Annotated in this window: 20 protein-coding genes; 4 read left to right on the top strand and 16 right to left on the bottom strand. The window is 52.1% G+C overall.

Translation table 11 applies throughout. The annotated features are described in order from the left end of the window. Window positions 1-76 precede the first annotated feature (76 nt). The 7 genes from rplB to DZC79_RS02300 all read right to left on the bottom strand — a co-directional run bounded on the left by rplB (window position 77) and on the right by DZC79_RS02300 (window position 5,368). Window positions 77-928, bottom strand: a complete 852-nt coding sequence (rplB, locus tag DZC79_RS02335) for a 50S ribosomal protein L2 (protein ID WP_118949921.1) — start codon at window positions 926-928, stop codon at window positions 77-79. A gap of 98 nt (window positions 929-1,026) precedes the next feature. Beyond that, on the bottom strand, window positions 1,027-1,323 hold the full coding sequence (gene rplW, locus DZC79_RS02330) for a 50S ribosomal protein L23 (protein WP_118949920.1): 297 nt from the start codon (window positions 1,321-1,323) through the stop codon (window positions 1,027-1,029). A 73-nt stretch (window positions 1,324-1,396) separates the two neighbouring features. Next, the gene (rplD, locus tag DZC79_RS02325; RefSeq protein WP_118949919.1) at window positions 1,397-2,035 is read right to left on the bottom strand and encodes a 50S ribosomal protein L4; all 639 of its coding nucleotides are present in this window, start codon (window positions 2,033-2,035) and stop codon (window positions 1,397-1,399) included. 53 nt (window positions 2,036-2,088) lie between these two features. Beyond that, the gene (gene rplC / locus DZC79_RS02320) at window positions 2,089-2,715 is read right to left on the bottom strand and encodes a 50S ribosomal protein L3 (RefSeq protein WP_118949918.1); all 627 of its coding nucleotides are present in this window, start codon (window positions 2,713-2,715) and stop codon (window positions 2,089-2,091) included. Window positions 2,716-2,943: 228 nt separating this feature from the next. Continuing rightward, window positions 2,944-3,249 carry a 30S ribosomal protein S10 gene (gene rpsJ / locus DZC79_RS02315; protein ID WP_106522046.1) on the bottom strand — a complete coding sequence of 102 codons (306 nt, stop codon included), beginning with the start codon at window positions 3,247-3,249 and terminating at the stop codon, window positions 2,944-2,946. A 309-nt stretch (window positions 3,250-3,558) separates the two neighbouring features. Then, on the bottom strand, window positions 3,559-4,854 hold the full coding sequence (locus DZC79_RS02305) for a PKD domain-containing protein (RefSeq protein ID WP_157976863.1): 1,296 nt from the start codon (window positions 4,852-4,854) through the stop codon (window positions 3,559-3,561). Between the two features lie 253 nt (window positions 4,855-5,107). Further along, window positions 5,108-5,368, bottom strand: coding sequence for a hypothetical protein (locus tag DZC79_RS02300; RefSeq protein WP_118949916.1), 261 nt, complete (start codon window positions 5,366-5,368; stop codon window positions 5,108-5,110). A 212-nt stretch (window positions 5,369-5,580) separates the two neighbouring features. On the opposite strand from DZC79_RS02300, the gene DZC79_RS02295 reads away from it, so the two are divergent. From DZC79_RS02295 to DZC79_RS02280, 4 genes are all read left to right on the top strand, one after another. Next, window positions 5,581-6,219, top strand: coding sequence for a DUF5606 family protein (locus DZC79_RS02295; protein WP_118949915.1), 639 nt, complete (start codon window positions 5,581-5,583; stop codon window positions 6,217-6,219). 178 nt (window positions 6,220-6,397) lie between these two features. Next, complete coding sequence (locus tag DZC79_RS02290) at window positions 6,398-7,240, top strand: transketolase (protein WP_118949914.1); 843 nt, start codon at window positions 6,398-6,400, stop codon at window positions 7,238-7,240. A gap of 80 nt (window positions 7,241-7,320) precedes the next feature. Next, the gene (locus DZC79_RS02285) at window positions 7,321-8,547 is read left to right on the top strand and encodes an MFS transporter (protein ID WP_118949913.1); all 1,227 of its coding nucleotides are present in this window, start codon (window positions 7,321-7,323) and stop codon (window positions 8,545-8,547) included. A 21-nt stretch (window positions 8,548-8,568) separates the two neighbouring features. Next, window positions 8,569-9,702 (top strand): NAD(P)/FAD-dependent oxidoreductase, encoded by a 1,134-nt coding sequence (locus tag DZC79_RS02280; protein ID WP_118949912.1) that lies wholly within the window; start codon window positions 8,569-8,571, stop codon window positions 9,700-9,702. Window positions 9,703-9,784: 82 nt separating this feature from the next. Here the strand turns inward: DZC79_RS02280 and DZC79_RS02275 are convergent, their stop codons facing one another. From DZC79_RS02275 to ruvC, 9 genes are all read right to left on the bottom strand, one after another. Next, window positions 9,785-12,526: a PKD domain-containing protein gene (locus DZC79_RS02275; RefSeq protein ID WP_118949911.1), complete on the bottom strand. Its 2,742-nt coding sequence runs from the start codon at window positions 12,524-12,526 to the stop codon at window positions 9,785-9,787. 39 nt (window positions 12,527-12,565) lie between these two features. After that, a complete protein-coding gene (locus tag DZC79_RS02270; RefSeq protein ID WP_157976862.1) occupies window positions 12,566-12,967 on the bottom strand; it encodes a hypothetical protein in 402 nt (133 codons plus the stop codon). 137 nt (window positions 12,968-13,104) lie between these two features. Continuing rightward, on the bottom strand, window positions 13,105-15,435 hold the full coding sequence (locus DZC79_RS02265; protein ID WP_198666737.1) for a gliding motility-associated C-terminal domain-containing protein: 2,331 nt from the start codon (window positions 15,433-15,435) through the stop codon (window positions 13,105-13,107). A gap of 76 nt (window positions 15,436-15,511) precedes the next feature. Next, window positions 15,512-15,910 carry a hypothetical protein gene (locus DZC79_RS02260; protein WP_118949908.1) on the bottom strand — a complete coding sequence of 133 codons (399 nt, stop codon included), beginning with the start codon at window positions 15,908-15,910 and terminating at the stop codon, window positions 15,512-15,514. Window positions 15,911-16,118: 208 nt separating this feature from the next. Continuing rightward, window positions 16,119-16,415 carry a putative quinol monooxygenase gene (locus DZC79_RS02255; protein ID WP_118949907.1) on the bottom strand — a complete coding sequence of 99 codons (297 nt, stop codon included), beginning with the start codon at window positions 16,413-16,415 and terminating at the stop codon, window positions 16,119-16,121. After that, window positions 16,412-17,194 (bottom strand): SAM hydrolase/SAM-dependent halogenase family protein, encoded by a 783-nt coding sequence (locus tag DZC79_RS02250; protein WP_118949906.1) that lies wholly within the window; start codon window positions 17,192-17,194, stop codon window positions 16,412-16,414. The genes DZC79_RS02255 and DZC79_RS02250 overlap by 4 nt, the downstream gene beginning before the upstream one ends. A 51-nt stretch (window positions 17,195-17,245) precedes the next feature. Beyond that, window positions 17,246-18,598 (bottom strand): efflux RND transporter periplasmic adaptor subunit, encoded by a 1,353-nt coding sequence (locus DZC79_RS02245; RefSeq protein WP_118949905.1) that lies wholly within the window; start codon window positions 18,596-18,598, stop codon window positions 17,246-17,248. 80 nt (window positions 18,599-18,678) lie between these two features. After that, complete coding sequence (metG, locus tag DZC79_RS02240) at window positions 18,679-20,766, bottom strand: methionine--tRNA ligase (RefSeq protein WP_118949904.1); 2,088 nt, start codon at window positions 20,764-20,766, stop codon at window positions 18,679-18,681. 117 nt (window positions 20,767-20,883) lie between these two features. Beyond that, window positions 20,884-21,459 carry a crossover junction endodeoxyribonuclease RuvC gene (gene ruvC / locus DZC79_RS02235; protein ID WP_232831737.1) on the bottom strand — a complete coding sequence of 192 codons (576 nt, stop codon included), beginning with the start codon at window positions 21,457-21,459 and terminating at the stop codon, window positions 20,884-20,886. Between the last annotated feature and the right edge of the window lie 22 nt (window positions 21,460-21,481).

The following is a 21,481-nucleotide window of genomic DNA, read 5'->3' as shown; positions in this document are numbered from 1 at the left end:
GTTGAGACGCATCGCGTCTTTACCTTTTTATTTCAAGGGGTGAGACGCCAGGCATGGCGTCTCTGCCCAGGATTGATTATTTTTTAGCTTTACCGGACAGCTTCTTACCGTCGCGGCGCTGAATGATCAGCTTATTGGAACCTTTGGTCAGGCTGCGTGTTTTTTCACCTTTGGCGTATTTACCAGTACGGCTGCGGGGGTGACCACCGGAAGATTTACCTTCACCACCACCCATCGGGTGATCTACGGGGTTCATAGCCACACCACGTACGCGGGGACGCTGACCTTTCCAACGGTTACGACCGGCTTTACCTGCAGATTCCAGGGCGTGGTCGCTGTTGGATACGATACCTACGGTAGCAATACAAGTGCTCAGTACTTTACGCAATTCACCGCTGGGCATTTTCAGTACAGCGTACTTTTCTTCTTTAGCGTTCAGCTGGGCATAAGTACCTGCAGAACGGGCCATAGCACCACCTTTACCGGGCTGCAGCTCAATATTGTGGATCACGGTACCGAGGGGCATATTTTTCAGCAGCAGTGCATTACCTACTTCAGGTGCTGCATTGTCGCCGCTCACCACTTTGGCGCCTACTTCGAGACCCTGGGGAGCGATGATGTAACGTTTTTCACCATCGGCATAAGCCAGCAGAGCGATAAACGCGGTACGGTTCGGATCGTATTCGATGGTTTTCACGGTAGCAGGAATGTCCTTCTTATCGCGCTTGAAATCGATGATACGATATTGTTTTTTATGACCGCCACCCATGTAGCGCATAACACGACGACCCTGAACGTTACGTCCGGCTGTGCTTTTCTTGGGCGCCAGCAGGCTTTTCTCGGGGGTATCGGTAGTGATTTCTGCAAAGGCGTTGCCTATTCTCCAACGTGTACCGGCCGTAGTCGGTTTGTATTTACGTAAAGCCATTTCTTTTGTTAATTTGTCCGCGGTCTTGCACCGGCGGTATTTATAGTTTTGTTGTTAGCGGTGGCACTATCCGCCACCATACTTAAGCTGCTGCGTTCTTAGAAGGCAAACAGATCGATGTTCTCGCCTTCGGCCAGGGTTACGATCGCTTTCTTGAAAGAAGCTTTGCGGCCGGAAATGAAACCGGCTTTGGTGAAGCGGCTCTTGCTTTTGGCAGGCATAACGATCGTGTTTACGTCAGTAACCTTTACGTTATAGAACTCTTCTACGGCAGCTTTAATTTCCAATTTGTTAGAACGCTTGTCGACTACGAAGGTGTAACGGTTTTGCTTTTCCATCTGGCCGTTTACCTTTTCAGTAACTTTAGGGCGAACCAATACTTCTGAAATTTTCATCTTTATTTTATTTGTTGGTCCGCCGCATGCGCCGGATCCATGTTTTTATGAGTTGAGTACCGAACCGGTTTGCTTATTCCGCTACTTCCACTACTTCTTCAGTAAATACCTTGGCAGCGCTTTCTGTCAACAGGATGGTGTTGGCGTGTACGATGTCGTAAGTATTGATATCGCTCAGCACGCTGCTTTTTACGCGGGGTACATTGCGGCTGCTCAGGTACAGGTTCTGATCGTAGTCTACATTCACCAGGAGCAGTTTTTTGCCGCCGATCTTGAGGCCGTTCACCACCTGCAGGAACGCTTTGGTGCTGGGCTTTTCGATCTTGATGTCTTCCACGACCACAATGTTCTTCTCGCGGGCTTTGTAAGTGAGCGCAGACATCTTGGCGAGGTCTTTCACTTTACGGTTCAGCTTGAAATCGTAGCGGTGCGGGATGGGTCCGTTGATGGTACCACCACCTTTATACAGCGGGTTGCGGATATTACCTTTACGGGAGCCACCGGTACCTTTCTGGCGGTGCAGCTTGCGGGAAGCACCTTTCACCTCGCCACGGGTTTTGGTTTTGTGGGTACCCAAACGTTGAGCCGCCAGGTATTGCTTTACAGCAAGGTAAATGACGTGATCGTTGGGTTCGATATTGAAAATATCCTCCGGTAATTCTACGCTACGTCCGGTATTTTCACCTTTGCTATTTAAAACTTCGATTTGCATTTCTTATAAATTTTAGCTGATGCTAATGGAAATATTGTTTACTATCCGCGGGATTAACCTACGTTGTTTTGGATCAGAACGATAGAACCGTTGTGACCGGGAACGGAGCCGCTTACCAGGATGTAGTTCTGCTCGGGATATACTTTCAGTACTTTCAGCGCTTTCACTTTTACGCGATCGCCACCCATACGGCCGGCCATACGCATACCTTTGAATACACGGCTGGGATAAGAAGAACCACCGATAGAACCGGGAGCGCGCTGACGGTCGTGCTGACCGTGAGAAGCTTCACCCACACCGCCGAATCCGTGACGCTTTACCACGCCCTGGAAACCTTTACCTTTTGAGGTACCGATCACGTTCACCTTTTCACCTTCGGAGAAGATGTCTACGGTAATGCTTTCACCAACTTGTTTATTAATGGAACTGTTGCGGATTTCTTTTACGACAGCTTTGGGAGCTGATTCTGCTTTCGCGAAGTGATTGAGCAGGGCTTTGGGCGTATTTTTTTCTTTACGCTCGCCAAAGGCGATCTGCAAGGCTTCGTACCCGTCGGTTTCGACTGTTTTCTTTTGCGTTACAACGCAAGGTCCGGCCTCGATAATGGTGCAGGACACCTGCTTTCCATTAGATTCGAACACGGAGGTCATGCCGATTTTTTTGCCAATAATACCTTTCATAATATTTTGTTTTCAGCACCGGCTATAAGGGATTGAACCGGGACTGTTGTTATTATTTAATGCTAACGGAAAGCCAGAACTGTGCCTGCTTCCCAGCCAAGCGCCCGTTGGTTGCTGCTGTATCTGGCCTTTGAGACCGGGATACGAACCCGCGGGATTAGCTGTTATTCCTATTGCTTTAAAGAACTATGCTTTCGCTTTTTCTCTGTTTATACAGGGAGAAGACTGTTAGGCTTTGATCTCTACTTCTACGCCGCTGGGAAGGTCCAGTTTGGACAAGGCATCCACGGTACGGCTGGAAGAAGTATAAATGTCCAGCAATCGCTTGTGCGTACACAATTGGAACTGTTCACGTGCTTTTTTATTTACGTGCGGGGAACGCAGAACCGTAAAAATTTTCTTATCCGTAGGTAAGGGAATAGGACCGGTAACTACGGCGCCTGTATTACGAACGGTCTTTACGATCTTCTCTGCGGACTTATCCACGAGATTGTGGTCGTAAGACTTTAGCTTAATGCGAATACGCTGTGACATATCAAAAAACTTCCTTGTTAAAATTTTTGGGACTGCAAAGGTAGAGATTCTTTTTAAAATACCAAAAATATTTTAAATTTTCTCCCCGGGACTTTCCAATCGGGCCGCAAAGATACATAGAATCCAGATATAATACTTCTTTTTCTGCACTTTTTTCTTCCGTTTTTTCCTTTCGGAGCCTAAAAGCTCCCGGCAAGCACGTTCGTGCGGCCTGTGAACGGCAGATACCGTAAAAAAACATCGCCTGCAACAAAACAGCATGTGTTACAGGCGACTATAGAGGCGATCCAATATTATAAGGTGCTCATATTATTTTTTACTGAGCCTTAATACCTGCCGCTGCCCACCGGAAGATGCCAGCTCAAGATAATAGGCGCCCGCAGGCAGGGCCTTCAGGCTCAGGAAGGCCTGTACCGGCTTCAGCCTGCCCGACTGCACGCAAGCGCCGATGTTATTGTACAGCCTGAAATCGCAGGCCGCTTCCAGCCCTTTTACATAAACCCTGTCCTCGACCGGGTTGGGATAGAGACCGATGTTACCCACCGTTTGACGGCCGCCGATGCCTACCGTGCCGACATTGACCTGCTTGCATAGCTTTATGGTGTCGCAACCATCGATCGCTTTCAGGCAAACTTCGTATATGCCTGTTGCTGCATAGGTGTGCGTCGGACTGGCCGAGGCGGATGCAGGGCTGCCGTCGCCGAAGGTCCAGCTGTAGGCCGTGGCCCCGGTAGTCGTATTACTGAAGCTGGCGGTTGTACCGCTCACTGTCGCGGTGAAGGCAGCTTTCGGCACAGGATCAAACCGGCGCCAGTAATCCAGGCTGTCAAAAGCCACAACGCTTGCGGCCGCTTTGATCGCTGCGGCATCGCCGGCGCTGAGGCTGTAGTTATAAGCATTGGTTACCGGGTCTTTACCATACAGAACGGTGTAAAAGCTGAGCGCAGCAGCAAAAGTACCTGCAGCCGAAGGGTGGCTGCCATCGGCATCGTACAGCTCGATAGACGGATTAAGCGCGCGCAGCCTGCGCCTTACGCGACCGGCGGGGCTGAGCCAGGCATTGTAGTTCTCCGCCATGATCGAGTACCTCAGGTACAGCATGCTGTCCATTCCTGAGTAGGTACATATAGGAGGCCATACCGGACAATTACCGGCATCGCCATTTTTGTAGCCCCAGGTCATATAGAAAACCGTTTTGGCACAAGGACTGGCGCGATGGATGAGGCTGTCCAGCCTTTTGGCATAGGGATACACCTCATCGGCTACCTGCCCGTCGGAGAAGGATGGCCGCTGGCTTTGCTCCTGGAGCACTACATAGTCCCAACCGCCCTGGGCAATGAGCGATAAACTGGTACTGTTGCTGCAATGCTGCTGAAGAGTCTGCCCGCCAGGCGTGTTCGACTGATAGATCAGCCGGTCGCCACCTGCAGCAGCCAGGTCGGCAACTACCTGGGGCAGGTTATTGACCGCGGTATAGCTATTTCCAATAAACAATACCCGCAGGGTGTCGGCGGCCACGGACAAGGATGTGATAAAGAGTGCGGCCACAGCCAGCAGAAGCGTCTTTTTGCTCATAGATCCGGTCGATCGGTTTCTTTTGTTCATGTTCGTCAGTTTTATCTTTATGATTAGCTTATAATACGTAGAGCCGATAATCTGATAGACGGGCGGCACAAGGCCGTTCTTAGCGGGAGGCTATAGTTACCGGTTTTCCGGTAGCCGGGAATAGCTGCCCGTCGTAAGTTTTCTCTAGCATCAGACAGCTATGGCTCCGGGCAGGTTGGTAACCTTTGCAGATAATAACGACAAAGGGGAGAAGACGATCTTCTCCCCTTTGCCTGCAGCCTGCCCTGCCGGATTACTCCTCTTCTTCCGGCATTTCCTCTTCTTCATATTCTTCATAAAACCCTTCGCCGCCGGGAAGCAATTGATCGTTGAGGATTACGATCATGGGCATACGGCCATTTACGGGATCATCGGTAAGGAAAGACCAGTCTTCGATCTCCCAGCCTTCGGCCAGCAATTCATTGAGCCCCTCGAGCTCAACCATAGAGATCACTTTATCGGGCTGGCTGGCCAGCTCATTGACGTTTACGGATACTGCTATTACCTTTTGCATAGGTTTGATTTTTTTGATTACCTACAAAGCTTGCTAAAGCGTGTGACCTCTAAGCAGTCGGCAGGTTATGCTTTGGTGATCTTTTGCCACGGCCACCGGGATATGCACGCCCGCTCATATTAAATTTTATATTTTACCGCTCGGTTTTTGTATGTTTTTTTTCTTACTTTTGCCGCCCTAAAAGTCGAGAACCTCCGGGTATTAATATAACTATGGAATACAGACAAATTGTAGCAGTAACCGGCCTCAGCGGTCTTTACCAACTGATGAGCACCAAGAACGACGGTGCCATTGTACGCAGCCTCACCGACAAGAGCGTGAAATTCGTATCGGCCCGTATTCACCACATTACGCCGCTGGAAAGCATCGAGATATATACCACCGGCGACAATGTGCGCCTGCACGAAGTAATGGAAAAGATCAAGGAACAGGATAGCGAAATTGCAGCGTTGAACAAGAAAAAAGACGACAAAGCTGCTAAAGCTTATTTCAAGACGGTGCTGCCCGACTTTGATGAAAGCCGTGTGTACACCAGCGATATCAGGAAAGTGCTGAAATGGTATGAGATCCTGAAAGCAAACGACCTGCTGAACTTCGATTACCTGAAGGAACAGCCCGAAGAAGAAGCTACGGTAGCAGAAGCTGCCCCGGCCGCTGATACGCAGGACGAAGCTGTTGAAGAGGCGAAGCCCAAAAAGAAAGCAGCTACCAAGAAAGCGGTCCCTGCAGAAGACGGCGAGGAAAAGCCTGTGAAGAAAGCGGCTGCCAAGAAGAAGGCGGCTACAGGAGACGGTGAAGAGAAGCCCGCCAAAAAGGCCGCTCCTAAAAAGAAAAAAGAAGAAGAAGCTTAAATACCTTCTTTCAAAGCATCAATAAAAAGCATAAGGCTGCCTCAGTGAGCAGCCTTATGCTTTTTTATCTCCTCCCGGAGCCGGCGGCACTGGTGGAAGCGCCTATTTTAATTTGCCTGCCGGGAAAATTTTCAAAACCGAATGCTTACTTTTGCGCAAAATTTTCAAAGTATTCTCAATGGAACTTCAGCAATTGAAAGAGATGGCCACCCAGGTGCGCCGCGATATCGTAAGAATGGTGCATGGAGCGCAGAGCGGTCATCCCGGCGGCTCGCTGGGCTGCAGCGACTTTCTTACCGCTTTATACTTTAAGGTAATGAAGCACGATCCGGCCTTTAATATGGATGGCATAGGTGAAGACTTGTTCTTTCTGTCCAACGGGCACATCTCTCCCCTGCTGTACAGTGTGCTGGCACGCAGCGGCTATTTCCGCGTCGAAGAGCTGGCTACTTTCCGTCAGCTGAACTCCAGGCTGCAGGGCCATCCGGCCACACACGAGCATCTGCCCGGCGTACGCATCGCTTCCGGCTCCCTGGGGCAGGGCATGAGCGTAGCTGTGGGCGCCGCACTGGCCAAGAAGCTGAACAAGGACGACCGTATGGTCTACTCCCTGCACGGCGACGGCGAGCTGCAGGAAGGCCAGAACTGGGAAGCCATCATGTTTGCCGCTCATCACAAAGTAGATAACCTGATCGCAACGATCGACTATAACGGTCAGCAGATCGATGGCCCTACCGAAATGGTCATGGGCCTGGGCGATCTTCGCGGCAAGTTCGAAGCCTTTGGCTGGACCGTGCTGGATATTGCCGAAGGCAACAATATGGAACGTGTGCTGGAAGGCCTGGAAGAAGCCAAAGCCCTTTCCGGCAAAGGCAAGCCGGTATGTATCCTGCTGCACACGGCTATGGGCAGCGGTGTTTCCTTCATGGAAGGCACACACGAATGGCATGGCATAGCGCCCAACGATGCCCAGCTCGCGCAGGCGCTGGTAGAGCTTACCGGAGCCACTACCGATTATTAAGACAGACCTCTTTATAGGAAACCGTGTAGCACAACTACACGGTTTTTTTTGTATCATGCAGCCTCAAAAACAACAAGCTTATGCAAAGTGAGCGTTCCCGCAGCAGGAATGTGGTCCTGCTGGTGCTGGTAGCCGCGCTGGGTTATTTCGTAGACATCTACGACCTGCTCATCTTCACTATCGTAAGGGTGCAGAGCCTTTCCGATATCGGCGTGAAGCCGGAAGACAGCCGCCGCCTGGGCGAGTTTGTGATCAATGTGCAGATGGCCGGGCTGCTGCTGGGCGGTATCTTATGGGGTATTATCGGCGATAAGTTCGGCCGTATCAAGGTCCTGTTCGGCTCCATATTGCTTTACTCTGTAGCCAATGTGATCAATGGTTTTGTGCAGGATGTCAATACCTATGCGGCCATCCGCTTTATTGCCGGCATAGGCCTGGCCGGTGAGCTGGGCGCGGGCATTACCCTGGTAACCGAGACCATGAGCAAGGAGAAGCGGGGCTACGGTACTATGCTGGTAGCCGTGATCGGTCTTTTCGGCGCCGTGGCTGCCAACCTTGTGGCGCATCATTTTTCCTGGCGCACGGCTTATTTCGTTGGCGGCGGCCTGGGCTTTGTGCTGCTGCTGCTACGGGTAGGTACGTTTGAATCGGGTATGTACCGGCATGTAGAAGGCAGCATGGTACGCCGGGGCAGCTTCCGTATGCTGTTTGCCAACCGCCAGCGGGCTTTCAAATATCTCTATTGCATTCTCATCGGAGTACCTTTATGGTTTGTTGTCGGTATCCTTATTGCACAGTCGCCGGAGTTTGGCAAAGCCCTGGGTGCTACGGAAACCCTTACGGCGGGTGCAGGCATCATGTATTCCTACATTGGCATTTCCATAGGCGATATCTTTGCCGGCCTGCTGGCGCAGTGGACCCGTTCGCGCCGCCTGGCGATCTTTATCTTCCTCCTGTTGTCGATGGGCACTGTAGTATGGTACCTCAACAGCAAGGGCATCGATGCGCGCAGCTTCCACATCCTGGCCTTTATTATGGGATTGGGTGTGGGCTACTGGGCCACCTTTGTAACCATAGCCTCGGAGCAGTTCGGCACCAACCTGCGGGCTACCGTTACGACCACAGTGCCCAATTTTGTCAGAGGCTCGCTGATCCCCATTACTTTCATTTTCGATTTTTTTGTCGAGCGCAGCAATATCATTACAGCCGGTTACATCGTCATGTTCGGGCTTACTGCTATTTCCCTGTTTGCACTTAGCCGCCTCAGGGAAACCTTCGGCAAGGACCTGGATTATCTTGAAGAATAACCGCCATCTTTTCTTTACTATATGTTCAGCTACTGGGAACAAGCTTCTTTCCTGAATTATGACGCCATTGTCATCGGCGCCGGTATTGTAGGGTTACATACTGCTATCGAATATAAGGAGCGCTTTCCCGCAAAGCGTGTGCTGGTGCTCGAGCGCAGCCTCTTCCCTTACGGCGCCAGCACCCGCAATGCCGGCTTCGCTTGTATGGGCAGCTTTACCGAACTGCTCGATGACCTGAAGCATCACAGCGAGGCCGAAATGGTGGCCTTGTTCTGCCGCAGGAAAGAAGGTCTGTCCCTGCTGCGCCAACGCCTGGGCGATGCGGCCATCGGCTACCGGGAAAACGGCAGCTATGAGCTGATCAGCCCCGTCGAGCTACCTCTTCTGGGGCAGTTGGACCGGATCAATACGCTGATTGCCGACGTCACCGGCTCCCTGCCTTTCCGCCGGGCAGACGAAAAAATAGCTGCTTTCGGCTTTCCGCCGGCTATGGTATCGGCGCTTATTGAGAATACCGGAGAGGGCGAGCTGCACACCGGGCAGATGATGCGCCGGCTCACCGACTATGCGCTTGAAAAAGGTATCGAGATCAAGACAGGCGCAGCAGTAGCGCGTTTCGAAGAAGAAAGTGCAGGCGTCTCCGTTTACGTAGCTGATACCGCCAGAGATACGGCGATACCGCTTCGCGCCGGCCACCTGTTTATCTGTACCAATGCTTTCACCCGCACCCTGCTGCCCCAGGCCGCCCTTCAGCCGGGAAGGGGGCAGGTGCTGCTCACCGAACCTGTGCGGAACCTGCCGTTCAAGGGCATCTTCCATTTTGACGAAGGCTATTATTATTTCCGGGAGATCGATGGACGGGTACTGTTCGGGGGCGGGCGCAACCTGGATATCGCGGGGGAAACAACAACGGATATTGCCCTGCACCCGGCCATACAGGCCGACCTGGAAACAAAGCTACGGGAGCTGATCCTGCCTGGCAGCAAGGTAGCTGTCGCGCAGCGCTGGGCTGGCATTATGGCCTTCGGGGAGGCCAAACGCCCCGTGGTGCAGCAGTTCAGTCCCCATGTCTATGGCGCTTTCCGTATGGGTGGTATGGGTGTCGCCCTTGGCGCTGCGGTAGCCCGCGACTGTGTGCAGCTACTCCTTTCCTGAACGCCGTTCTCTTATACATCCGGATAAAAGAAGCCCGCCAGTTCTTCCGGCGGGTCCTTCCTGTTTTATTGGCTGATTGTTTTTATCGTATAAGGGTTACATTTCCATTGTAATCTTCCACGCGGCCGTTTTTCAGCACAGCCCTGATCTGGTAGATGTAAACGCCCATCGGTTGCTCCTTGTCGTTGAAGCGGCCATCCCAGCCTCTTCCATTAATGTTGCTGGTCTCGAATACCTTCTGTCCCCAACGGTTAAAGACGATCATCGAGAAAGAGACCACTCCTTTGCTCATCAGCTGGCGGGGATAGAAATAGTCATTGCTACCATCATTATTGGGTGTAAAGGCATTGGGGATATCGGTGTAGCAGTCCTTGTTCACCACGATCTTTTCCATGGTAGCGCAGTCGCCACGGGTGGCCGTCACCGAGTATTCACCCGGATGAACAATGTCGATATAGGGCGTCGTTTCTCCGGTGCTCCACAGCCAGCGCAGGGAGGGATCGGCAGCGTTGTGCGCATCGCCTACTTTCACTGCCGGGCCGTCGAGGCACAATACGCTGTCGGGACCAAGGTAGACCTGCGGCTGCATATTGACCACTACAGAATCTGTCTTCATCATATCCTCGCATACCGGGTAATCTGCGCTTAAGGAAATGTAATAAGTCCCTGCCTGGTCGAAGCTGTGGCTGGTAACGCCTTTCTCCTGCCAGTGCACGCCATCACCGAAATTCCAGCTCAGGCTTTTGGCTGTGTACAGGTACGCAGGCGTAAAGGTGACCCGGTCGCCGGTACAGATGCTGTGCTTGTCCGTTACCAGATCCAGGAAGGGTATAGAATCGACATAGACATTGCGGTAGACGGTATCGTAGCAGGGAATTTTATCATTGATAATGAGCCTTACCCTATGGGTTCCGGCCAGGGTAAAGGTATGCGTGGGATGCTGCAGGGTTGAGCTTGTACCGTCGTTAAAATCCCAATTCCAGTTCCCTGCTCCTACCGAACCGTCAGTAAAGACCACTGGTGTTCCGCTGGACTGGCATACCGAATCGATGCTCATATCGAAGGATGCTTTCAGCGGATGTTTTACATCGACAAATTTCAGCAGCGAATCACGACAACCTTCTTTAGTCTTTACGGTAAGCCGGACAAGATAGACATCCTGGTCTTCATAAATGTGTACGGGGTGCATGGTGGTATCTTCAGGCAGGCTGCCGTCGCCAAAGCGCCACCAGTATTTTCCCGGTTCGCTCAGGTTGGTAAACCGGACCGTATCTTCGGTACAGCCGGGCTGTAACGTAAAATTGAAGCCGACCTGCACATCATTAACGACATTAAAGGTAATAGTCGCTGTCGTATCGCAATTCCATTTGTGCAGGCGGTAAACCACCTGATGTGTGCCGATGCCGGCAACAGCAGGATTGAATACACCGGCAGCGTTTACGCCTGTTCCGGACCAGGCACCGCCGGGAGTTACATTGCTGCCCAGGTAGCTAAAGGCGTCTACAGGGTCATGTCCCAGACAGATTTTCACGGTTGTATCCTTGCCGGGATTACCGGGATCGATCACATAAACACACACGGTGGTGTCATAGGGACAATTGAAGCTGTCGACCACCCTGAAGGTGTAACAGTGCAGCCCTTCACCCGATTCCGGCCGGATCGTGATGTTTTTCCCTCCGTTGCTGGTACCGATAATATCGGCATTGGCATCCCATTGCTGCTGCGGATAGCCGGGTATGAAATTATAAGCGCCGGTCCCTTTACTGAAGGTAATGCCCCAGTTAAAGATATAGCCGTTGTCGGCGGGGAGATTGTCGTTCACTATAATCGTCCAGGCGCCGTTCAGCGGGCAACCGATAAGATTGTTCCAGTTGCCGTCGGCCTGGTAAGTACCAGGATTGGCCTGGTTGATGTTGGGATCTGTGCTTACATTGCCCAGGATATCGGTATAGGGTGATACATTGGTCGCATTGGCCGGGTCGTAAATGAAGCCGCTGGTCGATGCCGGCGAAAAGCAATAGGTAAAGCCGATACCAGGATCCAGCAAGGTGGCGCTGCTGCCGTCGACAGGCAGGTCAGTGGCTACCGGCTGTCCCAGGATGGTGCCGGCGCCAGCCGAATTCAGCAGGGATAAGGTTTGCCCGTTGGGACAGGTGATGTCAATATCGAGATCACCCATGTAAGAGTGCTCCATATTGAGGCAAATGCTCTCAATGTCGCCGGGAACAGCCACGGTATCGCAGGGTGTAAAGCAGCTTACGTTCACGCTGGTGGTATAGGGAGTGCCCTGGCCGTCGGGCAGGAAGGTCGTTCCCGATACCGGCGGGGCGCAATCGTATTTGCCTTCAACCGGTGTTACCACACCAGCGATAACCGCCACTTTATGCATACACATGGTATCCGGCTTCTGGATCTGGTTGAAATGCGGCGTGGTCGATACCTGGATGATTTTACGGCTATCACAATTCTTGTTCACGCAGCCGCTGCCGTCGGTGGCAACGAAATCGACCACATATACACCTTCATTGGGGAAATTGCGGCTTACTGTGGTTCCCGGCAAAACGGGGCCGTCGTTGAAGCGCCACTCGTAGGTAGCGCCGGCAGCCGAAGTGCTGAAAGTCGCCGACCCGGTAAATGTTACCGTCGTTCCTTTACATATCTTGACAATAGAATCCACCGGGGATGCAGCCGGGGATGTGCTGTTTACGGTGGCTATGATTGTTTGGCAGGGAGGCTGGGCCTCGCTCATTACTGCCCTTCCGGTAAAGAACAACAGCAACAGCAGGCAGGAAAGAATACGGCGGATGGGTATGGTTACAGGCATAAATGGTGATATTGAGGATATGGGGAAATGAGCAGGTTATCAGGGCGCTTTTCCGGCAACGAAAAGTACATAGTCCGTTCCGTCGATCCGGTAGATAACATCTTCCCGGCTTTGGAACTTCAGGTTGTACTTCAGGGGATTGATCCCGGCTGGCTCGGTAAAATTATCCGGCTTTAGGTTCGCCACAAACTTGGTCACCAGAGGCTGGCTGGAAAGCAGGGGATATTGCTCACCTTGCTGCATGGGCATTTGCTTTACAGAGCAACGGAGCAGGCGGGCCTTCAGCTCAAGCACCTGGGCTTCTGTCAGCTTGGACGTATAGCTGCCATAAACTTCTGAAATACGTTGGTCGGCAGTGCCCGGCTGGGCTTTGACCAAACTGAGGCCTGACAACAGGAGCAGGGTTGCCAGCAACAATGTGAAGTGCGATAATCTGAACATAACAAATTACATATATAAACGTAGACCTTTTTTAGCCTTCTTTAGTTGGGTACCGCGCAAAAAAAGTCCCTCAGACGGTTGTGTCTGAGGGACTTTCACTTCATTTCAGCTGCAGCTTGTGGCTGTATTATGACAAATTATCTTACAAGGGTAACATTGCCGTTGTATTCTTCCGTGCGGCCGTTTTTGAGCACGGCTTTAATCTGGTAGATATACACACCCATAGGCTGATCCTTCTCATTGAACTTGCCATCCCATCCTCTGCCATTGATGCTGGTCGTTTCGAATACTTTTTGTCCCCAGCGGTTCACTACCGTCATCGAGAAGGAAACCACTCCTTTGCTCAGCAGCTGGCGGGGGTAGAAATAATCGTTGTTACCGTCGCCGTTGGGGGTAAAGGCATTAGGCATATCGGTGTAGCAATCCTTATTTACCACGATCCTTTCGGTGGTGCCGCAATCACCGCGGGAAGCTGTCACAGAGTACTCACCGGGATGTACGATCTCAATATAAGGGGTAGTGGCACCGGTACTCCACATCCAGTGAATAGTGGGATCCGCGGCATTATTAGCATCCCCTACCCTTATTGCAGGTCCGTCCAGACATAAAACACTGTCGGGACCCAGGTTCACTACCGGCAGGGCGTGTACCACTACAGAGTCGGTTTTCATGATCTCGGCGCATACCGGGAAGGTAGCCAGCAGCTTCACCCAATAAGTACCGGGCTGATCGAAGCTATGGCTGGTAGGGCCATTCTCTTTCCAATGCATACCGTCGCCAAAATCCCAGCTCAGCTCCTGGGCGGTATACAGGAAGCTGGGTGTAAAGCTGACGCGGTCGCCGACACAGATGCTGTGCTTATCCGTAACAAACTCCAGGAAAGGCAGTGAGTCGACATAAACCTGGTGGTATGCAGTATCGTAGCAGGGCAGGTTATCATTTATGATCAGCCTGACTGTATGGCCGCCGGCCTGGGTGTAGGTATGCGTCGGATGCTGCTGGGTAGCTGTCGCGCCATCACCGAAATCCCAGTTCCAGCCCGTAGCGCCTACAGAGGCGTCGGTAAAGGGTATAGGTGTACCATTAGCCTGGCAAACGGAATCAATACCTGCGCTGAACGCGGCGTGAAGCGGGTGCTGCACATCTACAAATTTGACTACCGAATCCACGCAGCCATCCATATCCTTCATCTTCAGCCTGACTACATAGTTATCCTGGTCCTGGTAAATATGCAGGGGGCTCGCCAGCGTATCTTCGGGCGTAGTGCCGTCTCCAAAGCTCCACCAATAATTCCCCGGCTCGCTAAGGTTATTGAATTGCACGGTATCTTCCGTACAGCCTTTCATTATCGTGAAATTAAAGTCGACATCCGTAAAGCTTAGCTTTACCAGTATATCTTCCGAAGTATCGGTACAGCCTTCAGGGCTGACAGCAGTCACATGGTAGGTGCCATTGACCCTTACCACCAGGCTGGCGTTCGTATCGTTGGGTAGCGCCACACCGTCTCTAAACCACTGGTAATGGATACCAGCAGAGGGGTTGTTCAGCGCAAGCGTAGTGCTGTCAATATTACACAATATACGGTCGTTGGGATTAGCCAGCGTAACGCTAGGCAAAGGATGAACGACCACATCAGTGCTGGCTTTACAGGTATCGTTCTCGTCAGATACCGCCATTACATTAAAGGTGAAGTTGCCAGGAGCAGTAGGATTAAAGGTAACTACCCTTCCTCCGGCAGCAAAGCCGTTAGGGCCCGACCAATAATAGGTAAATGCAGTGGCGGTATCGCTATTGATCGCTGTCAGGGTGATCGGATTGCCAAAACACTTGGGTCCGCTGTTTTCAGCAGTAAGACCACACACGATGCCACAATCGGCCGAGCCGGTACCGGCGGTCTGGCTAAAGCTGATCGTACCGGGAGAATTGGCATAGTTGGTCAGCATGAGGATATATACTTCTCCCGCTACTGCTGCAGGGGGTGTAGTACCGCCAGGGGGGAAAGGCGGATTGCCTTGTCCTACCTGGCTGCCGCCGGGCAGCCCCAGGCCGGCTATTTCGGTTACGCCACCGCCATCATAGCTTGATTGAATGGATGCCGTTCCGGCGAGTATCGCCGCGCAACCGCTGGCCAGGTCGGTGAAGGGCCCCCACATGGTAAAATCCACATCGGTACCTGCGCCGCCGGCGTTGGTCTGGTTGATGGTGATCTGGATCGTGCCCGATGTACCGATCTGCATCCAGTACCACACCGGGTTGGGCTGTGTGCTCACCACGCCATAATCCACGGGAGGACTGGGCGGTGCACTAAAGATATTACCGCTGGTATTGGGAAAGGTATAGCTGCTATCGCTACAGAATGGGTTGGCATCGCAGGGTGAGGTGACCGTGGGCTGGGCCCAGCTTTTTATCCCTGCCGACAAAAAGAGCAGCATAAGCAGCAGGCTGCCGCAGATCTTGCCGGGGTGCATATGTAATTTTTTAAACGTCATCTATTAAAGAAATTAAAACGACAGAAGAAAATAGTCTGATTCCATCCGGAGCGTCTCAGGGTTTGGGATGCACCAGGATCACATAGTAAGTGTTGTCGACACGGTATTTGGTATCCACTTTCGGGTAATAGTTCAGGAAATATTTCAGCGGGTTGAAATGGCCGGGATTGAAATTATTCTCATCCCGGGTCATTTGCGGGTTGCATTTGTTTTTGAACATCACCGTAGAAAGCCTCGGGTAAGTCTCCTGGGCAGTAGCCGGCTCCGTAATGACGGATATGCGGCTAATGATTTCAGCATACTCCGGGATATAAGCAGGCCCGGCAAAGACGGGACAATTGGCAAAAACCTCATCAGCGTAAGTTTTCGCTTTGACCAGATCCGGTGCAGGAGCGGTCTGGGCATAGCTGCCATAGCTGAGCGCCGATAGCAGTACAAACAGCACTTTTTTCATATTGTGAGCTTGATTCGACAAAAAAAATAAATGCCACCCAAATGGCGGTATTGGTACAGGATAAGCTAATAGACCTTATACCGGACCAAAAGGCTGGGTAAACGGCCAAAAAATATTCTTGTTTGCAAATATAACTAATCCAGCCCAAAAGCCGGGAGCACATTTAACGTTCTGGTAATAATGCTGTTCAGAGAGGATAATAGCATTCTCAGGGGAGCACATATCGCTGGGAGACGCTCCAGGCCTGCGCTTTGTCAGCAAACAGTTCACGGGTCCGGGTCCAGGTATCTTTAAAAAAAGCGGAGAAACGGTAATGGTCCAGAGCGGCTTCGCTGGTCCAATGGCTATAAGTAAAAAATACGGTCTCGCTGCCAGCCTCCTGCCACAGCTCCAGGTGCCAGCAGCCTTCAAAATGACGGATCTGCTCCTTTCGTTCCTCAAAAAGCGCCAGGAAACCGGGAACAGCCTCAGGACGGAAGGTCATTTTTACAATACGGACGATCATAGGAATTCTATCTTAATATTCTGGTAGATCAGTTGGCGTTCGTGGTGCAGGCGCAGGCCGAGCAGAGAGGAAGCCTTACCCTGGTTGATTGCGATCTCCATATAACCGGCACTGTTGAACAGGCAAAGCTTCTCGCTCACCGGCACATCGGAATAATCGTTGCTGATATGGGTCAGCGTATCGCGCACGATCTGGATGCGGAACTTGCGCCCCCGGCGCTGGGCTTCAAACTCATCGCGGGTAAGGTTGATCACCACATTTTCGTAACGATCAATATGGATCACCTGGCATTCGATGGAGTTGTCCTTGACCACGGCCTGCAGCCGGGCGGGATGTACTTTGGGCTCAAGTGTCTGGAAACGGGAAATATCAGAATTTCCCTGGTCCAGTCCGGCAATAAAATCGGCCGCCAGGTTGAGCCATTCCATATAAGAGCTTACGATACGGTCGTGCACATATACCTTCCCCAGGCGATTGTTGAAGGTAAGCGGCAACAGGCCGTTGTCGGCGCTGATAACATATTGGCTGTCGATTTCGGTAACCAGGAGAGAGGCCGGATTACGGTGCATGATATCGAAAAGCGACAAATGCACGGTATGATGCGGAAAGTTGGCATAAGCGCTTTTGAGAAGGTAGCTGCACTGAAGCAGATGAAAGGGCTCAACTTCATGGTTGAGGTCGATCAACCTTGCCGTAGGCAGGCGCTGCAGTAAAACCCCTTTCGCTACACCAACAAAATTATCCTGGTAACCAAAATCTGACAAAAGGGTTATGATCATCTGAAGGTAGCAATAGGATGGCACGGCGCCATCCGGTTAGCATCGGTAAAATTATTCTTCTTTCGCTTCGTAAAGCTGGTTGCGCGGCACGACCTTCACTTTCGACTTATCCTGCAGGGTGCGGGCCACCACGCCATATGGAGCGACAACAACCACATCTCCTTTCCGGATACCGGAGGTCACCTGGATGAATTCATTGTTCTGGATACCGGTCTTCACATCGCGCAGCGTCACGGTCTTGCTGTCCTTATTATAGATAAAGAGCACCTGCCGGATATCATTGCCCGCATCGGCTACTGAAGATTTCTTCTTCAGCGAGTCGGGCCAGTCTCGCGTGGTCACGGCGTTGATCGGGATCGAGAGGATACCGTTCTCCTTTCGGGTCTGGATCTCCACTCCTGCGCTCATGCCCGGCTTGAAAGGGAATTGTCCTTTACCCAGCTCGGCGCGTAAGCCAGCGTAAGATTCGGGCAGAATAAAGATATGTACGGTATAATTGGTTACCTGGTCGGTAGAAGAGCTGGTTGCGGCTGCAGTAACCGAATTCAGCTGTACGCTGGACACGGATATCTTGGACACGACCCCTTTGAACTTACGTCCCCGGAAGGCATCGACTTCGATGAGGCTGGTATCGCCTATGCTTACCTTGGTAATATCGGTTTCGCTGACGTCGACCCGGACTTCCATGCGACCAAGGTTTGCGATAGTAAGGATCTGTGTGCCGTCCATCTGTGCAGTACCCACCACACGTTCGCCTTTCTTAACCAGCAGTTGTGAAATGATACCGGAGGTGGGCGCAGTAATGGTGGTACGGCGCAGGTTCTCCTGAGCCTGCGACAGGCTGGCCTGGGCACCCGTTACGCCGTAGTTTCCGCCGGCAACATTGGCCTGGGTCGCTTCAAAGTTGGCTTTGGCCGAAAGATAATCGGCCTGGGCCTGCTCGTATTCCATGCGGCTGATTACTTTGCCGGTGAAAAGCTCTTTATTGCGGTCAAAGTTGGCTTTGGTCCGTTCCATCTGCGCTTTGGCCTGGGCCACCAGCTCCCGAGCGTTGTTTACGCTGGCACGGCTCTGGAACATAGAAGCTTCGGCCTGGGTTACTGCAGAAGAATAGATGGTGGGATTGATCTTGACCAGCAGCTGCCCTTTGGTTATCGAATCGCCTTCCAGTATAGGGAGCTCTACGATCTCACCGCTGACATCGGGCTTGATCTTGACTTCCGTTTCAGGGTATATCTTACCGCTGGCGCTCACCGTCTCGATAATGGTCCTTTCCGTTGCAGTGTCTACCGCGACCCTCAGTCCCTCGCCCCCTCCAAGGGCTCCGCAGCCTTTCAGCAGCAACAGCAGGATTACGATAAAGATCAGGATACCGGTGAGCCACCACAGGGTTTTCTTTTTCATAAAGAAAAGAAGGATGAATTGGGTTAAAAGTACTGATTTATGTTGATTCTGAATATGAATATAGTATGTTTGAGGCAACCTTATTTCACCTCGCTGCCAGCCTGAACCGCATCGGCAGGCGCTACAAACACCAGCTTACCGGAGGCGTCTTCTGCCATAAGGATCATACCAGCGCTCTCGATCCCTTTCATTTTGCGCGACGCCAGGTTGACCACTACGGTTACCTGCCGGCCTACGATCGCTTCAGGTGCATAGTGTTGGGCAATGCCCGAAACAATAGTTCTCTTTTCTGCGCCCAAGTCCACCTCCAGCTTCAGCAGCTTGTCTGCTTTAGGCACTTTCTCTGCAGCCAGGATAGTCGCAGCACGCAGCTCGATCTTTGCAAAGTCGTCGAATGCGATCACCGGCTTCGGCTCGGCTGCAGCCACCGGGGCAGCTTCGGCCTGGGCCGCCTTTGCTGCCGCGCTGCGGGCTTCCAGCTTCTGCTTCTGCTGCTCCACTTCTTCATTCTCGACTTTGCGGAACAGCAACTCCGGCGCCCGCAGGGGATAGCCGGTACGCAGCAGGTCCATCTTGCCTGCATGTTCCCAATCCAGCATTTTGTCCACTACCTTCAGCAGGTGGCAGATCTTTTTTGCCGTAAAGGGCAGGAAGGGATGAGACAGTATCGCCAGGTTGGCCGTCAGCTGCAGGCATATATGCAGGCAGTTGTCGATCAGCTTCTGGTTTTCGGCCTGCATTTCCGGCGTTTTGGCCAGGTTCCAGGGCGCAACATCCTGCAGGTATTTGTTGCCTTTGCTGGACAGCTCGATCACTTCAAACAGGGCATCGCGGAATTTATAGGCTTCGATCAGCTCCTCTACTTTCTTCTTGGTAGCGATAATTTCACGTATCAGCTCCAGGTCACGCTCTTCCTTAACGTCATCGTGGAATTGGGGCACCCTGCCGCCGCAAAACTTATGCATCAGGACCATGGCCCGGTTGACAAAGTTGCCGAACTTGGCCACCAGCTCGCTGTTGTGGCGGTCCTGGAAATCTTTCCAGGTAAAGTCATTGTCTTTGGTCTCCGGGGCATTAGCGCACAGCACATAGCGCAGGGTATCTTCCATGCCGGGAAAGTCTTCGGCATACTCATGCACCCATACCGCCCAGTTACGGGAAGTTGATACCTTCTCGCCTTCAATGTTCAGGAATTCATTGGCCGGCACATTATCGGGCAGCACATAGCCGCCATGTGCCTTCAGCATCGCCGGGAATATGATGCAATGGAATACGATATTGTCTTTACCGATAAAGTGGACCAGCTTGGTATCTTCCTGTTTCCAGTAATCGTCCCAGCCCTGGGGCAGCAGCTCCTTGGTGGCGCTGATATAGCCGATAGGGGCATCGAACCATACATACAGCACTTTGCCTTCTGCATCTTCCAGCGGCACCGGCACGCCCCAGCTGCTGTCGCGGGTCATGGCACGGGGCTGCAGACCGCTGTCGAGCCAGCTTTTACACTGTCCGTACACATTGGGCTTCCACTCGTTCTTTTTCCCTTCCACGATCCACTCCTTCAGGAACGCTTCGTAATCGTTCAACGGGAAATACCAGTGCTTCGTGGCTTTCTTTATTGGCACGGCATTGCTCAGCGCGCTCCTCGGGTTCTTCAGCTGTTCGGGAGAAAGCGAAGAACCGCATCTTTCGCATTGGTCGCCGTAAGCATTTTCATTACCGCATACCGGGCAGGTGCCGATGATATAGCGGTCGGCCAGGAACATTTTCTTTTCCTCGTCGTAGTATTGCTGGCTTTCTCTTTCTTCAAACAGGCCCTCATCGTACAGCTTTTTAAAGAAAGCCTGTGAGGTCTGCGCATGCACTTTGGAAGAAGTACGGGAATAGATATCGAACGAAATACCCATCCTGCTGAAGCTCTCGGAGATCAACGCATGGTACTTGTCCACTACATCCTGCGGTGTGATGCCTTCCTTCATCGCCCTGATGGTAATCGGTACGCCGTGTTCGTCGCTGCCGCAGATAAACTTCACATCACGTCGTTGCGCACGCTGGTAGCGTACGTAGATATCGGCAGGCAGATAGCAGCCTGCCAGGTGTCCTATATGAACCGGTCCGTTGGCATAAGGCAATGCCGCGGTGACCAGGATTCTCTTATAATCTTTAGCCATAATCTTGTTACAGTCAGCAAAAGTCGGAATTAATTGATTAAAACAGCAACAAGCGGGGGGAATATGTGAAATTATCACTTTGCTGCTGAAAGACCGTTGCGGTGCAGGCCTCCTGTACTACTCTTTATCCCTTACACGGCCGGGATTGGCCTCGACAAAGGCTGCCCAGCCTTTAGCCGGCTTGTGCGATGAAGACCTGGATATACCTTTCCCGGTATCCATGCGGCACTCGAAATGATGACACAGCGCGGCTGCAACGGCATCGGTCGCATCCAGGAAGCCGGGATCTTCCTTAAACCCCAGCTGGTGCTGCAGCATTTTCCATACCTGCTCTTTAGAAGCGTTGCCATTTCCGGTAATGACCTGCTTGATCTTACGGGGCGCATATTCGACCGTGGTGCTGCCATGCGCCATAGCAGCAGCCATGGCTACTCCCTGTGCCCGGCCCAGCTTCAGCATGCTTTGTACATTCTTGCCGAAGAAAGGCGCTTCCAGCGCAACGATCCCCGGCCGGTGGATCTGCACCAGCGCGCTCACCCTTTCAAAGATAAAATGAAGGCGTTCGGAATGATCTTTGTATTTGGATAAATGCAGCACACCCATTTCGACAAGGGAAAGGTTACTTTTGTCGGCGGAAATGATACCATATCCCATCAGGAGGGTACCGGGGTCAATACCAAGAATGATCGGCAAAGCGAAGAATTTAGACCAGAAA

Source organism: Taibaiella helva (genome assembly GCF_003545695.1).
Classification (GTDB): Bacteria; Bacteroidota; Bacteroidia; order Chitinophagales; family Chitinophagaceae; genus Taibaiella; species Taibaiella helva.
The sequence above is the reverse complement of the archived record's forward strand: the minus strand, read 5'-3'. Positions and strand labels throughout refer to the sequence as shown.

Excerpts from the sequence above, each read along its gene's own strand:
- DZC79_RS02270 (WP_157976862.1), bottom strand. The coding sequence starts at position 12,967 with ATGTTCAGATTATCGCACTTCACATTGTTGCTGGCAACCCTGCTCCTG.
- DZC79_RS02265 (WP_198666737.1), bottom strand. The coding sequence starts at position 15,435 with ATGCACCCCGGCAAGATCTGCGGCAGCCTGCTGCTTATGCTGCTCTTT.
- DZC79_RS02300 (WP_118949916.1), bottom strand. The coding sequence starts at position 5,368 with ATGCAAAAGGTAATAGCAGTATCCGTAAACGTCAATGAGCTGGCCAGC.
- DZC79_RS02275 (WP_118949911.1), bottom strand. The coding sequence starts at position 12,526 with ATGCCTGTAACCATACCCATCCGCCGTATTCTTTCCTGCCTGCTGTTG.
- DZC79_RS02255 (WP_118949907.1), bottom strand. The coding sequence starts at position 16,415 with ATGATCGTCCGTATTGTAAAAATGACCTTCCGTCCTGAGGCTGTTCCC.
- rpsJ (WP_106522046.1), bottom strand. The coding sequence starts at position 3,249 with ATGTCACAGCGTATTCGCATTAAGCTAAAGTCTTACGACCACAATCTC.
- DZC79_RS02280 (WP_118949912.1), top strand. The coding sequence starts at position 8,569 with ATGTTCAGCTACTGGGAACAAGCTTCTTTCCTGAATTATGACGCCATT.
- DZC79_RS02245 (WP_118949905.1), bottom strand. The coding sequence starts at position 18,598 with ATGAAAAAGAAAACCCTGTGGTGGCTCACCGGTATCCTGATCTTTATC.
- DZC79_RS02260 (WP_118949908.1), bottom strand. The coding sequence starts at position 15,910 with ATGAAAAAAGTGCTGTTTGTACTGCTATCGGCGCTCAGCTATGGCAGC.
- DZC79_RS02285 (WP_118949913.1), top strand. The coding sequence starts at position 7,321 with ATGCAAAGTGAGCGTTCCCGCAGCAGGAATGTGGTCCTGCTGGTGCTG.
- DZC79_RS02250 (WP_118949906.1), bottom strand. The coding sequence starts at position 17,194 with ATGATCATAACCCTTTTGTCAGATTTTGGTTACCAGGATAATTTTGTT.
- DZC79_RS02295 (WP_118949915.1), top strand. The coding sequence starts at position 5,581 with ATGGAATACAGACAAATTGTAGCAGTAACCGGCCTCAGCGGTCTTTAC.
- DZC79_RS02305 (WP_157976863.1), bottom strand. The coding sequence starts at position 4,854 with ATGAACAAAAGAAACCGATCGACCGGATCTATGAGCAAAAAGACGCTT.
- metG (WP_118949904.1), bottom strand. The coding sequence starts at position 20,766 with ATGGCTAAAGATTATAAGAGAATCCTGGTCACCGCGGCATTGCCTTAT.
- rplB (WP_118949921.1), bottom strand. The coding sequence starts at position 928 with ATGGCTTTACGTAAATACAAACCGACTACGGCCGGTACACGTTGGAGA.
- DZC79_RS02290 (WP_118949914.1), top strand. The coding sequence starts at position 6,398 with ATGGAACTTCAGCAATTGAAAGAGATGGCCACCCAGGTGCGCCGCGAT.
- rplC (WP_118949918.1), bottom strand. The coding sequence starts at position 2,715 with ATGAAAGGTATTATTGGCAAAAAAATCGGCATGACCTCCGTGTTCGAA.
- rplD (WP_118949919.1), bottom strand. The coding sequence starts at position 2,035 with ATGCAAATCGAAGTTTTAAATAGCAAAGGTGAAAATACCGGACGTAGC.
- rplW (WP_118949920.1), bottom strand. The coding sequence starts at position 1,323 with ATGAAAATTTCAGAAGTATTGGTTCGCCCTAAAGTTACTGAAAAGGTA.